Source organism: Nostoc sp. PCC 7524, assembly GCF_000316645.1.
In the GTDB taxonomy this organism is placed as follows: Bacteria; Cyanobacteriota; Cyanobacteriia; order Cyanobacteriales; family Nostocaceae; genus Trichormus.
Window position 1 is genome coordinate 6,276,816 of record NC_019684.1, and the last position, 13,296, is coordinate 6,290,111.

At 43.2% G+C, this 13,296-nt stretch carries 12 protein-coding genes; 7 read left to right on the forward strand and 5 right to left on the reverse strand.

The features are described 5' to 3' along the window. Nucleotides 1-76: 76 nt before the first annotated feature. Nucleotides 77-628, reverse strand: coding sequence for an acetyl-CoA carboxylase biotin carboxyl carrier protein (gene accB, locus NOS7524_RS25700; RefSeq protein ID WP_015141405.1), 552 nt, complete (start codon nucleotides 626-628; stop codon nucleotides 77-79). Nucleotides 629-736: 108 nt separating this feature from the next. Further along, entirely contained in the window at nucleotides 737-1,294 is a 558-nt protein-coding gene (gene efp / locus NOS7524_RS25705; RefSeq protein WP_015141406.1) for an elongation factor P, read from the reverse strand. Nucleotides 1,295-1,564: 270 nt separating this feature from the next. Here efp and NOS7524_RS25710 point away from each other — a divergent pair, with 270 nt between their 5' ends. After that, a complete protein-coding gene (locus tag NOS7524_RS25710; RefSeq protein WP_041555965.1) occupies nucleotides 1,565-2,671 on the forward strand; it encodes a peptidylprolyl isomerase in 1,107 nt (368 codons plus the stop codon). A 77-nt stretch (nucleotides 2,672-2,748) separates the two neighbouring features. On the opposite strand, the gene NOS7524_RS25715 is transcribed toward NOS7524_RS25710, so the two are convergent. Further along, nucleotides 2,749-3,321 carry a Uma2 family endonuclease gene (locus NOS7524_RS25715; RefSeq protein WP_015141408.1) on the reverse strand — a complete coding sequence of 191 codons (573 nt, stop codon included), beginning with the start codon at nucleotides 3,319-3,321 and terminating at the stop codon, nucleotides 2,749-2,751. 134 nt (nucleotides 3,322-3,455) lie between these two features. On the opposite strand from NOS7524_RS25715, the gene thiL reads away from it, so the two are divergent. Continuing rightward, nucleotides 3,456-4,481, forward strand: coding sequence for a thiamine-phosphate kinase (gene thiL, locus NOS7524_RS25720; protein ID WP_015141409.1), 1,026 nt, complete (start codon nucleotides 3,456-3,458; stop codon nucleotides 4,479-4,481). Between the two features lie 68 nt (nucleotides 4,482-4,549). Here the strand turns inward: thiL and NOS7524_RS25725 are convergent, their stop codons facing one another. Together NOS7524_RS25725 and nadD are read right to left on the reverse strand one after the other, a co-directional pair. Next, on the reverse strand, nucleotides 4,550-5,563 hold the full coding sequence (locus NOS7524_RS25725) for a type I glyceraldehyde-3-phosphate dehydrogenase (RefSeq protein ID WP_015141410.1): 1,014 nt from the start codon (nucleotides 5,561-5,563) through the stop codon (nucleotides 4,550-4,552). A gap of 126 nt (nucleotides 5,564-5,689) precedes the next feature. Beyond that, nucleotides 5,690-6,307 carry a nicotinate (nicotinamide) nucleotide adenylyltransferase gene (nadD, locus tag NOS7524_RS25730; RefSeq protein WP_015141411.1) on the reverse strand — a complete coding sequence of 206 codons (618 nt, stop codon included), beginning with the start codon at nucleotides 6,305-6,307 and terminating at the stop codon, nucleotides 5,690-5,692. 410 nt (nucleotides 6,308-6,717) lie between these two features. Between nadD and murC the strand changes: the two genes are divergently transcribed. The 5 genes from murC (at nucleotide 6,718) to NOS7524_RS25755 (ending at nucleotide 13,277) form a co-directional block, all read left to right on the forward strand. Then, nucleotides 6,718-8,202, forward strand: coding sequence for a UDP-N-acetylmuramate--L-alanine ligase (murC, locus tag NOS7524_RS25735; protein ID WP_015141413.1), 1,485 nt, complete (start codon nucleotides 6,718-6,720; stop codon nucleotides 8,200-8,202). Nucleotides 8,203-8,319: 117 nt separating this feature from the next. After that, nucleotides 8,320-9,315: a UDP-N-acetylmuramate dehydrogenase gene (murB, locus tag NOS7524_RS25740; RefSeq protein ID WP_015141414.1), complete on the forward strand. Its 996-nt coding sequence runs from the start codon at nucleotides 8,320-8,322 to the stop codon at nucleotides 9,313-9,315. 173 nt (nucleotides 9,316-9,488) lie between these two features. Next, nucleotides 9,489-9,836 carry a YbaB/EbfC family nucleoid-associated protein gene (locus NOS7524_RS25745; protein WP_015141415.1) on the forward strand — a complete coding sequence of 116 codons (348 nt, stop codon included), beginning with the start codon at nucleotides 9,489-9,491 and terminating at the stop codon, nucleotides 9,834-9,836. A 1,005-nt stretch (nucleotides 9,837-10,841) separates the two neighbouring features. Next, nucleotides 10,842-11,912, forward strand: coding sequence for a DMT family transporter (locus NOS7524_RS25750; RefSeq protein WP_015141416.1), 1,071 nt, complete (start codon nucleotides 10,842-10,844; stop codon nucleotides 11,910-11,912). A 180-nt stretch (nucleotides 11,913-12,092) separates the two neighbouring features. Beyond that, nucleotides 12,093-13,277 carry a peptidoglycan-binding protein gene (locus NOS7524_RS25755; RefSeq protein WP_015141417.1) on the forward strand — a complete coding sequence of 395 codons (1,185 nt, stop codon included), beginning with the start codon at nucleotides 12,093-12,095 and terminating at the stop codon, nucleotides 13,275-13,277. Nucleotides 13,278-13,296: the final 19 nt, after the last annotated feature.

The following is a 13,296-nucleotide window of genomic DNA, read 5'->3' on the forward strand; positions in this document are numbered from 1 at the left end:
AGGATTAACCCGCAGGACTTAAAGTTTAACAATGATTCATTAAGAGTAATGATTCACTTGTTATATAGATTAATACTTAATCAGGGTTAATTCTCATCAAGGGTTGGTTATATTCCACAGGTTCACCATTTTGGATGAGAATTTCCATGACTTGCCCAGAAACCTCAGCCTCAATTTCATTCATCAGCTTCATTGCTTCAATGATGCAGACTGTTTGACCTTTACGGACGCGATCGCCCACCTCGACAAATGCTGCTTCCCCTGGTGCCGGAGCGCGATAAAACGTCCCTACCATCGGAGAATGCACTTCTACTAATCTTTGGTCAATTGTTGACGGAGCATTCCCTCCTACCTGTGCGCTAGAACTAGCGATCGCACTATCTACGCGGCTTGCTACCTCCATTGCTGGAGTTGGTGCTGCTGGGGTAAAAGTGGGTGCAACCGATGGCAAACCCGAACCAACCACACCACCCAAAGTTGCTTGACTAACCGACACAATTTGATTACTGACACTAACAGCTTTCCGTACCGTTAGTTCAAAGTCATCACTTTTTAGTGTTACTTCTGCAATATCTGTTTGTGCAATAGTTGCCAGCAGTTGGCGGATTTCATTAAAGTCCAATGGCACAGTTTTTATTACCTCAACCTGTCCGTAAATTAAGAATCTTAAGTTTGGCAGGGATTTAATCCCCCTAGAGGGATTGAAATCAGTATTTACTCAGGAATGAGATAAAACTTATTCCCTGCCTAAGTATTTATCCTCACGAGTATCAATTTTGATGCGTTCGCCTTGCGAAATAAACAAAGGAACCATCACAGTTGCACCAGTTTCCACTGTCGCTGGTTTAGTACCGCCTGTAGCAGTGTCACCTTTAACACCTGGATCTGTTTGGATAACCTCCAAAACTACAGAATTAGGCAATTCAACTTCTAGCACCTGTTCGCCCCAACGAATGACGTTCACTTCCATACCTTCCTTTAGGTACTTGACGCGATCGCCAATTTGGGTAGCACTTAATCTACCCTCTTCGTAAGTTTCCATATCCATAAAGACGAACTCATCGCCCTCTTTATAGGTATGCTGCATCGTGCTTTTTTCTAAAGTAGCCTGTGGCACAGTTTCCCCAGCCCGGAACGTTCTTTCAACAACGCTCCCACTCTGGACGTTTTTCAGTTTAGTCCGCACAAAAGCGGAACCCTTACCTGGCTTAACGTGGAGGAATTCTACCACACGCCATACAGACCCATCTAATACGATTGATACACCGGGTCGAAAATCGTTACTAGAAATCATGAAGCTTTCAAATTGTGGAAGACAATCGGCATTTATTGTACCCTTCTAGGGCGGTAATTAGGTAATTAGTCAAAAGTTAATAGGCAATAGGCAATAGGCAATAGGCAATAGGCACTCTTGCAATAGTTAAACATTCTTTCCTTACACCCCTACACCCTTGCTTCCCCACTCTCTCACTACTCAGCACTCAACACTCATGCCTCGTACTGTGGGAAGATGATTGATGGGTTACGCCTAGTCAACAATTTGATGCTGCATTTGAGCCGTCCCATGTTTAATTTATTAAAATCCTGGCTGAAGAACAGCCTCATCGCCATACTGTTGGTAACAATATTTTTAGGCATAAATACAGCTGGCTGGACTCCTTCCAGTAACGCCGCCCTGCCATCTGGAAATGCAATCACTGACGGCAAAGCTTTATTGCGGTATGCACTCCCAATAGACAATAAACCAGTGCGTGAACTGCAAGCCAGTCTAGAAGATATTTCTACCCAACTACGAGCAAACCGACGCTGGGGTGCTGTCTCCAAAGACCTGAGTAAAGCATCCCGCATTCTTGATAAACCTTCACAAATCCTAGCAAGCGTTCCGGAAGAACGCCAACCCCAAGCTGAATCTTGGCTGACGGAATTAAAGTCTGGAGTAGAAAAAGTTCAAGAATTGGCGCAAGCTAAAGATAAAGAACAAATTCTTCAAGAGAGAGCCAAACTACTGAATCTGGTGTCTCTCATCGAAGAATCAATGGTCAAGGAATATCCCTTTGAAGTTCCAGAAGAATACAGTAACCTCCCTCAACTCAAAGGTCGTGCCACAATTGCTATCAAAACCAATAAAGGGGACTTAACCGTAGTTGTAGATGGTTACAGCGCCCCTGTAACTGCTGGTAACTTTGTTGATTTGGTGCAGCGTGGTTTTTACAACGGTTTAGAATTTACCCGTTCTGAAGAATCCTACGTGCTACAAACAGGAGATCCACCAGGAAAAGAACAGGGTTTTATTGACCCCAAAACTGGTAAGTATCGCGCTGTACCTCTAGAAATTCTAGTAGAGGGCGATGAAAAACCCACCTACGGCATTACCCTAGAAGATGCTGGTCGTTATCTGGATATGCCAGTCTTACCTTTCTCTTCCTTTGGTGCATTGGCTATGGCTCGTCCCGAAAGCCAAGTTAATGGCGGTTCTTCTCAAGTCTTCTTTTTCTTATTTGAACCAGAACTTACTCCAGCCGGACGTAACCTATTGGATGGTCGTTACTCAGTATTTGGCTATCTCACTGAAGGCAAAGACATTTTAGATACACTCAAAGCTGGCGACAAAATCGAATCGGCAACTGTGGTTCAAGGTATAGAAAATTTAATTGAACCCCCAGCAGCATAACTAGATCAAGTTTGTAGTCAGCACTTTAGTCTGGGAATCAGACCTAAAGTGCTGACTACAAATACTACAAAATTTTTTTAACCAAGCCTACCAGATGCTAATACCTGCTCAACACTAATAGTTATATCTCCAAAAGCCCGTGAGATAATTTTCTCGTTAGCAGTAAATACTGTCTCTTCGTACAGCCCTTCTTGCAATAACAGTACAGAAATCTTCGCTTCTAACGGGTCTACAATCCAATATTCCGGTACTCCCAACGCCGCGTATTCAGATCGCTTATAACGATAGTCCCGCTTGATTGAATCTGGACTAACCACCTCTACAATCACTAAGGGAGGTGACTCAAAAACAGCAGAAACCTTGAGCAATTCTCGTGCTTGCTCCTGTGTTACCACACACAAGTCAGTCAACCTAGACTTATTTCTCCCTGTCCTCACCCCAGTTTCTCGAAAAGTTAACCAAGGTAAATTCAACCCCTTAATTTCTGCATCCAAAAATTGCTCAAGGAATTTAGCAATCAAGAAATGTTCAATTGTAGGTGGGTTCATTAATTCCAGCCTGCCATCTACCAGTTCATAATGAAAACCATTACCATCATCGTAGGTTAAGTATTCCTCAAAGCTGAGGTGAGTAACTGGTGTAGTGACCATCTTAACTGACTCCTAGACGATATTCTGATTTTAAACTGAGGGAGTAGGAAGAAGCAGGGGAGCAGAGGAGCAGAGGAAACAGAAGAGACAGGGGAGACAAGGGAGAATAATTAATGACTAATGACTAATGACTAATGATTAAAGTCGAAGATATTGGCGAACAAGGCCTTTTAGAAAGATTACAGCGTTTCTGTCCACCAGAAATTATTGGCGATGATGCGGCGGTATTGGGAACAGCACCAGAGCAATCTTTAGTTGTCACAACCGATATGCTAGTTGACGGGGTACATTTTAGTCATGTCACCACTTCCCCAGGCGATGCTGGGTGGCGGGCTGCGGCTGCTAACTTATCAGATTTGGCGGCGATGGGTGCTACTCCCTTGGGAATCACTGTAGCTCTAGGACTTCCTGGAGATTTAAGCGTGAGTTGGGTTGAGAGCTTATACCAGGGAATGACAGAATGCCTGCAAGCATACAATACCCCAATTGTGGGCGGGGATGTAGTGCGATCGCCTGTTACTACTCTCTCAATTACCGCCTTTGGTCAAGTTCACCCCCATCAAATTATCCGTCGTTCTGCCGCTCAAGTAGGGGATGCAATTATTGTTACAGGCGTTCATGGAGCATCCCACGCGGGCTTACAACTGCTGTTACACCCCAAATTAGGTAAAACCCTCACCCAAGGGCAAAAGGCGGCTTTAATCAAAGCACACCAGCGTCCTCAGCCACGATTAGATGTCTTACCTCTTCTCTGGCAAACTTTAGCATCCCGACTCCCGACTCCCGACTCCCGACTCCCTATTCCCGTCGCTGGTATGGATAGCAGTGATGGTTTAGCAGACGCAGTCTTACAAATTTGTCGCGCCAGTGGGGTTGGTGCTGTGTTAGAAAGTGAACAAATCCCTTTATCACCAGCTTTTGAAAATTGGCTAACCACAGAGCAAGCTTTAGAATATGCTCTCTATGGTGGTGAAGACTTTGAATTAGTGTTGTGTTTACCCCAAGCAGCAGCAGATATTTTGGTACAACAATTAGGTAAAAGTGCAGCCATTGTCGGAACGATTACATCTCATCCCCAAGTTATATTACACAATCAAAACCAAAAAATCCCTGACCGAGTTCTGAGCCTCAGTCAGGGATTTCAGCACTTTAGTCAATAGTCCAGAGTCCAGAGTAAAAAACTTTATCTTCAGCTTATTACTATTGACTATTGACTATTGATTAAAAATTAAGCCCACTTTTGAGCTACAAGTTCTGCTAAATCTAGAACGCGTTGGCTATAACCCCACTCGTTGTCATACCAAGCCATGACTTTCACTAGGTCATTGCCCATAACCATAGTCAAGCTAGCATCAACGATAGAAGAAGCATCGCTACCTTGATAATCAGAAGATACCAAGGGTAGTTCGCTGTAGTCTAAAATGCCTTTGAGTTGGCCTTCAGCTGCATCTTTGAGAGCTTGGTTAACTTCTTCAGTAATAGTACGCTTCTCAACCTGAACTACGAAATCTACCATTGAGACGTTCGGGGTAGGTACGCGTAAAGCAACACCATTCAGCTTACCTTTAAGGTCTGGAATTACTAATGCCACAGCCTTAGCCGCACCGGTGGAGGTGGGGACAATGTTGATGGCTGCTGCTCTTGCCCGGCGTACATCACGGTGAGACGCGTCTAATAAACGTTGATCACCTGTGTAGCTGTGGGTGGTAGTCATCGTACCTTTGATGATCCCGAATTTATCATTCAACACCTTGGCAATAGGAGCCAAACAGTTGGTTGTACAGCTGGCATTACTAATAACGTGGTGTTGGTTGTGGTCGTATTCGTGATGATTCACACCAATTACGAAGGTACCATCTTCGTTTTTACCGGGGGCAGTGATGAGAACTTTCTTGGCTCCAGCATTTACGTGCTTTAACGCCCCTTCTTTACTGGTAAATACGCCTGTAGCTTCGATAATGAGGTCAATTTCCCACTCTTTCCAGGGCAAGTTTTCTGGATTGCGATCAGATACGCATTTAATGGTCTTACCATTAACGATGATAGAGTTGTCATCAGCAGTAATGTCAACATCCTTTAACTTCCCAAGCATTGAGTCATACTTCAGGAGGTGAGCATTAGTTCTAGGATCTGATGTGTCATTAACAGCTACAAGGTCAATATTGCTATTTTCACGACCTAGCCAGCAACGTGCAAAGTTACGTCCGATACGCCCGAAACCGTTGATTGCGACTCTAATCACAGTGTCTTGCCCTCTGTATTTATGCCTATAAGTTGATATCTTTGACCCCAATCATATCGCAAAGGGGGAGAGTATTTATAACCATAAAGTGTTAGATCCATAAAAAAAAACATATTTTATTCAGATTCATCTCCTGTAGAGTTCATGAAACTTCATGTAGGATCTAACCTCTTCTGGAACTAAGTAACGAATTGATTTACCGTCTCGACACAATTTACGAATTAAGCTTGACGAAACTCCTACTAAAGGTGTATCCAAGAGTTGCCAGTGAATAGTAACCGACTGCTTCTGGAGTTGTTGCCTCACTTGCTTGCAGATTAACTCACTTTGAGTTATATTCTCACCACCTAGGAGTCGGGGTGCAATTAACCAATCACACATTTGTGCTAATTCTTCCCCACGGTACCAACGTGGCAAGGTTTGGAAAGTATCCAATCCCACAATCCAGTACCAGTGAGTATTGGGATAACACGCAGATAATTCGATCAATGTATCGATGGCATAGGAATTTCCTGAGCGTTTTGTCTCTATCTGTGAAACTGTAAACGCTGGGTTTTCTCGTGTAGCTATTTGCAGCATTGCTACCCGATGCTCAAACAAAGCTGCTGTTTTGTGAGGGGGATAGAATGACGGCATCCAAATTACCTTTTCTATAGGTACTTGATGCAAAGCTGTCTCGGCTATCAGTAGGTGTCCCCAATGAATGGGATCAAATGTGCCGCCAAAAATCGCCAGTTGCTGCATCTAAATTATGCCTTGACATTATGACAGTGAAAATCATTCTCATTACTAATGCTATTTTAATCAATTCATGCCTGGGCTTGAGGAAAAATAGCAAGTGGTTTTGCTACGAATAAATATACTAATGTCGCCAACACTATTAAGGAAGCGAAAAATATGTATTTCACATTACAGGAATTTCTTTCCCGATGTCACGGAAATTTACTGAATAATCATAAAAACAGTTTAGAAATAGCAAAAACCTCTAACCAAGGTAAATTCATTCTCAACAAACAAAGACTCAGTAACAAATTTCAGAGAACATCAAAGTTGAAATTGATATAGGAGGTAGTTACGGTAAAAAACAAAATCCTGTTATGATACGCGTGTCATTTGTGATTATGGTGTGGTGTGGTGTTTAAGAGGAGCTATCAATGAGTGATACTGTAGATTTTGGCGGTAGACCATTTCATTTTATAGGTATCGGTGGTATAGGGATGTCAGCTCTGGCATATGTCCTGGCAAAACGCCAATTGCCAGTGTCAGGTTCTGATTTACGCCCCAATCATATTACGCGTAAGTTGGAATCTATCGGAGCGCATATTTTTAGTAGACAAGAGGCCGGTAATCTCGAATTCTTTCATCCCCAACCAGAGACTAATAGAGTAGAATTCACTCCACAAGAATTAGTTCCTGTTGACAAGACAAAACTACCTCAAGTCATTTGTTCAACAGCAATTAACTCTAATAATTTAGAATACAAAGCAGCACTGGAATTAGGTTGTCCAATTTTACATCGTTCTGATGTACTGGCAGCTTTGATAGCTGACTACCATAGCATTGCTGTAGCAGGAACTCATGGAAAAACTACAACCAGTAGCATGATTGGTTATATGTTACTAGAAGCTGGTGTAGATCCTACGATTATCGTCGGTGGTGAGGTCAATGCTTGGGAAGGCAATGCTCGTCTAGGCAAAAGTCGCTATTTAGTGGCTGAAGCAGATGAATCCGATGGTTCTCTGGTGAAGCACGCGCCTGAGATTGGCATTATTACTAATATTGAATTAGATCATCCTGACCACTACGACACATTAGATGAAGTTGTTGACATCTTCCAAACATTTGCTCAGGGTTGTAAAACCTTAATTGGCAGTATTGATTGTGCGACAGTACGCGAGTTGCTACGCAACGCCTCCAGCGATCGCCTTCAACCCACCATCACCTATAGCTTACATCCAGATACTAACGCTGACTACACCGTCACTAATATAGATTATCGTGCTGATGGCACTACCGCCCTAGTCTGGGAAAAAGGTAAAGCTTTAGGCGTGTTGAATTTAAAATTGCTCAGTCGTCATAACCTGAGTAATGCTCTAGCCGCAGTAGCTGTAGGTCGCCTCTTAGGTTTAGAATTTGGGGAAATTGCCAAAGGTATTGCCAGCTTTGAAGGTGCTAGACGACGCTTTGAGTTTCGCGGCGAAGTCGCTGGTATTACTTTCATTGATGATTATGCTCATCATCCTAGTGAACTGCGCGCTACCCTAGCTGCTGCCAAGCTGCAAGCCAGACCAGGGCAAAGAGTAGTTGCTATCTTCCAGCCACATCGCTATAGTCGCACATTTACCTTTCTGGAAGAATTTGCTCAGTCCTTCAGCCATGCTGATTTGGTGGTACTAACTGATATTTACAGTGCAGGCGAACCAAATTTAGGACAAATTAGTGGTGAACAATTAGCCCAGGCAATTGCTCAAGAACATCCACAGGTAATTTATCAACCAACTTTACCTTCAGTGTGTGAGTTTCTATTGCAAAATCTGCGCCCTGGAGACTTGGCACTATTTTTGGGTGCAGGAAATTTAAATCAGGTAATTCCTGAAATGATTACTACACTTTGTGAGCCAGCTACAGCTACGTCATAAATAGGTTTGGATCAGACTAGATTGTCTCTGGCACCAGAGTTTGACCCATGATCTCAGTTGCTGTATTTCTACAGCAATTAAATGTAACAATTTCACAACTAATTAATTGATGTCAAGATGAAAATTTCCCAGGCAGATGGCAACACCTGCACAGCCCCTGCTACGACAGTAGAAAAACAGGAAAAAAATAATTTAGTTGAAAGTAAAATTATTTACTTGCCGGGTACAAATTGTGAGATTAAATCTCATGTTTTGTTATCTGCGTATACTTCTTATCGGGTTGGGGGAGCAGCTGAATGGTATGTTGCGCCACGCAACCTAGAGGCATTGCAAGCCAGTCTCAAGTATGCCAAAGAACATAACCTAAGAATTACTACCCTAGGTGCAGGCTCTAACTTGTTAGTGAGCGATCGCGGTCTTCCAGGTTTAGTGATTGGTACTCGACATCTGCGTTACAGTCACTTTGATCCCCATACGGGTTTGTTAACTGTTGCAGCTGGAGAATCAATACCCAGTTTGGCATGGGCAGCTGCCCAACTAGGATGGCAGGGCTTAGAGTGGGCTGTGGGTATCCCTGGAACCGTGGGTGGTGCGGTGGTGATGAATGCCGGCGCACACAATAGCTGTATGGCACAGATATTAGTCAGTGCTGAGGTATTATCACCAGATGGGACATTAGAGACACTGACTCCGTCCGAGTTGGGTTATGCTTACCGGACATCATTATTGCAAGGTAGCGATCGCATCGTTACCCAAGCCACCTTCCAACTCCAACCAGGAGCCGATCCCGCCCAAGTTTTAGCCAACACTAAGCAACACAAACAGCATCGTCTCAGTACCCAACCCTACAACTTCCCCAGTTGTGGTAGTGTGTTTCGCAATCCCAACCCCTACGCAGCTGGTTGGTTAATAGAACAAGCTGGTTTAAAAGGCTATCAAATTGGCGGCGCACAAGTAGCCCATCTTCATGCAAATTTTATTGTGAATCGTGGAGGCGCAAAAGCTAGCGATATTTTTCATCTCATTCGCCATATCCAGTATGAGGTACAGGAACGCTGGTCAATCTGCTTAGAACCAGAAGTCAAAATGATTGGAGAGTTCCAAGCGGCTTGATGATGGACTGGGGAGAGCAGGGGAGCAGGGGAGGTAGGGGGAGAAAAATCCTATGCCCAATACCCAATGCTCAATCCCTATGTATGAATTATTAGTAAAAAAAGAGGCAAATTACCGACCGCCTCTATAATTGAATTTGATTTGTTATTCAAAGCATACGCGGAAAATTAGTTATGACAGGAAAAGGACAAGGGTTTGGCTTTGGCTTAGGAAAAATGAAAGAACTAGCTGAAGCTTTTAAGAAAGCACAACAAGTTCAAGAAGGTGCAAAGCGACTCCAAGAAGAATTGGAGCAAATGGAAATTCAAGGAGAGTCTGGTGGTGGACTGGTGAAGGTAATTGTGAGTGGCAACCAAGAACCAAAACGTGTGGAAATTTCCCCGGATGCACTAGCACAAGGTGCAGATATGCTTTCGGACTTGGTAACAGTAGCCATGAAAAATGCCTATGAAAAGTCTACAGCAACCATGCGGGAACGTATGGAAGAACTAACCAGTGGATTAGAATTGCCTGGTTTTTAGTTATAAGTCTTGATGCGTCAATCCCCGTCATTTATGTAGGGGATATAAGCGGATGGCTGAATTGAGAATAGCCTTGAATGGTAATAAATATATTCTGGGTAGGGCGTTGTCCATTGGGTGAGGCAATATCAGACAAGTGTACTTGCACTTGCTGCTTGAAACCAGAATTCCCCCTCATTCATGCTATGCGTTACCCACATCTTTCTTTACAATCTTAAAACCCTTGCTCTATAAGCATCTTAAGGACTGAAACTTTAAGCATACTTGACAAATCATCATTTATTCTTCTCGCTAAAACAGTGTTTTTATTGAGAATGAAAAACGAACGAATCAGGGTTCTAGAGACGTGAGTTCATACTCTCGAAATGTTAAGAAAGATGTTTATAATGGATAGCTCATTCATGGGGGGGGAGTGCGTCAATAGTGAGCTAGTGCAGCCTTGGGGTGCCAGTCGTGTAGGCAGGTACCCAAATTGGGCTTACTGGGTTGTTTGCGCCCATATTGGCATTAGCATACTCTACGAGAAACCCTGACACATGAATATTTTATGGTTTCACGCATACTGCAAGCGGAACTCGCAGGGTAGAAGCAAAAGTCAAAATGTTCATAATATGACTTACTTTATTATTTAATAGGCAAAAGTAGTCTTACAATCACCTTTATTTTGCTCATCTTACGGTTTAGCAAAAATTCCCTCCATATCATAAATGCGATGGCGTAACCGCCCAGCGTAGCTGATCGCACCAAATTCATGTGAGTTAAGACTTACACAACTGGCATATTCGTAGGGTGCGTCAAAATCTGACGCACCCTACAAGATAGTTTGAGTGTGACACCTGCGTAAGTCCTGTAAGTCATTAAATAGCAAGAAGCAGGGGTGCAGGGGAGAAAACTTTTACCCAATTCCCAATTCCCTAAGTATTTTTTCCTTCATAAAAAGTCACAATTGGGTAGAATTGGTTAAAGCAATCTCTGCACCTGTAAACCAAAGGTATCAGCAAACTCATGCAACTGAAACTCAGTGCATCTAAACTACCCTTCGCTCCTCTCCTACTCATCGCCCCCTTTTTCCTATGGGGAACGGCAATGGTGGCCATGAAAGGAGTTATCCCCCATACAACACCACTGTTTATGGCGGGAGTACGTTTGCTACCAGCTGGTGTGTTAATTTTGATTGTCGCTGCCCTCATGGGTAGACCCCAGCCTACAGGTTGGCAAGCATGGCTATGGATTGGTTTATTTGCCTTAGTCGATGGCACATTATTTCAAGGCTTTTTAGCTGAAGGATTAGTGAGAACCAGTGCCGGTTTAGGTTCAGTGATGATTGACTCTCAACCTCTGGCTGTCGCCTTGCTGTCTTTGTGGCTATTTCAAGAACAGATTGGTGTTTGGGGATGGCTAGGGTTAGGCTTGGGAGTCACAGGTATTAGTTTAATTGGCTTACCAGATGAGTGGATTTTCGGTTTACTAGGTACAGGTACAGAGGTAACAATTGGTAACTGGCAAAATCTGTTTGCCAGTGGTGAGTGGTTAATGCTGTTGGCAGCTTTGTCTATGGCTGTGGGGACAGTGTTAATTCGGTATGTGACTCGGTATACTGATCCGGTGACAGCCACAGGATGGCATATGATTTTAGGTGGATTGCCATTATGGGGAATCTCATCAGTGCTGGAATCCCAGCAGTGGGAGAATCTTGTCACTTCTGAGTGGCTGGCACTAGGTTATGCTACGGTGTTTGGTAGTGCGATCGCCTACGCTTTATTTTTCTACTTTGCCTCTAGTGGTAATCTCACCAGTCTTAGCTCCCTAACTTTTCTCACGCCAGTGTTTGCTTTAATTTTTGGTCATCTATTGCTCTCAGAAGTCTTGAGTACATTGCAATGGATGGGAGTTTTTCTCACTTTAATCAGCATCTACCTCATCAATCAGCGTGATCAATTAGCAGGGAAAAATCAAAAGCTAGCTGTGGGAGAACCTGCTAATACACAGCAGCCGCAAGTTGCTGGAGCATCTACCAATAAGCTCAATACTGTAACTGTAACAATGAGAAAATCTGAGTCCGAAACTCTGTCTTAATCATTGGTGTTACCTGTTGCGTGGGAATTGAAAATTGTGACCCACGGTAGGATAATATACTATCCCCTCACAAAAATCATAATTTCTTGGTCAAGATAGAAGTTAATATTTAGACAGATTGAGATTGTTAACATTACTGTCACTTTCCTAGCACGTTTAGGCTGCAAATCTTAACTTAATATGAGGCTACATCGCTCCTCAATTTTCATAATTACCTGTTTGTCTGGGCTGGGTTTTTACTCAAGTTGCGCTAGCGCAGCTGCACCTAACTTAGCTCCCAAAGTTATACAACTAACACAAGTTAATTCTAATTTACTGGCTAAGGAAGTTGTTCTCCAACTCGGTAGTCAAGGGTCAGAAGTGCAGAAGCTCCAAACACAATTGCAAGCATTAGGACACTACAATGATGTTATAGATGGCAAATACGGTCAAAGTACAAAAATTGCTGTCACTGAATTCCAGAAAGCCAGGGGTTTAAAAAGGATAGATGGAATTGCCGACCGAGCAACTCAGCGCAACCTGCAAGCAGCTTTGGCAAGTAAAACAAATCAACTGGCTGTCTCCAATATCAGTCAAGCTTCAGACTCGAACAGTCAACCCTCTAACCAAACCCCGTCAAACCAAACAGATTTCCTGTGGTGGTCAATATTGGGTCTGGGGACTTTAGGTAGTATTGGAGCTATTCTATTTTTGTTGAGATGGTTTGAGCAAAATAAACCACAAAAATATCCTCAAAACGCAGAATTCAAAGCCTTGAGTCCAGCAAAACAAGACGCTGTTACACTGGAACCATCCATACAAGAACAAGAGTTAGAACATACAGCTACTTATGAGGAAAATACTACTCAAGTCACAAATTCACAAATAACAGCAACATCCATGTTGCCTGTAGAACCGACTTCTCGTTTGACGAAACTGAGCATTGTTGATGAATTGATTAAGGAATTACGTAGTAACGAGCCTGCCAAACGACACAAAGCGATTTGGGATTTAGGTCAACAGGGTGATTCACGGGCTATTCAGCCACTGGTGAACCTGTTGATTGATGCGGATTCTCAACAACGTAGTTTAATTTTGGCTGCTTTGTCAGAAATTAATATCCGCACCCTTAAACCCATCAATCGCGCCTTAGCTATTTCTATGCAGGACGATAGTCCCAAAGTCAGGCAAAATGCTATCCGTGATTTGACTCGTGTTTATGACATGATGGCGCAAATGAGCCAAATGTTAGCCCATGCTCTAGAAGATCCTGATACTGAAGTCCAAGCTACAGCCAAATATGCTTTGACTCAGATGAATAGAATGCGGGGTGTATCAACTGCACAAACTTTACTAGAAGATACTCCAGACGACACAGCAGAATAAATTGCTGAATGCTGACTAC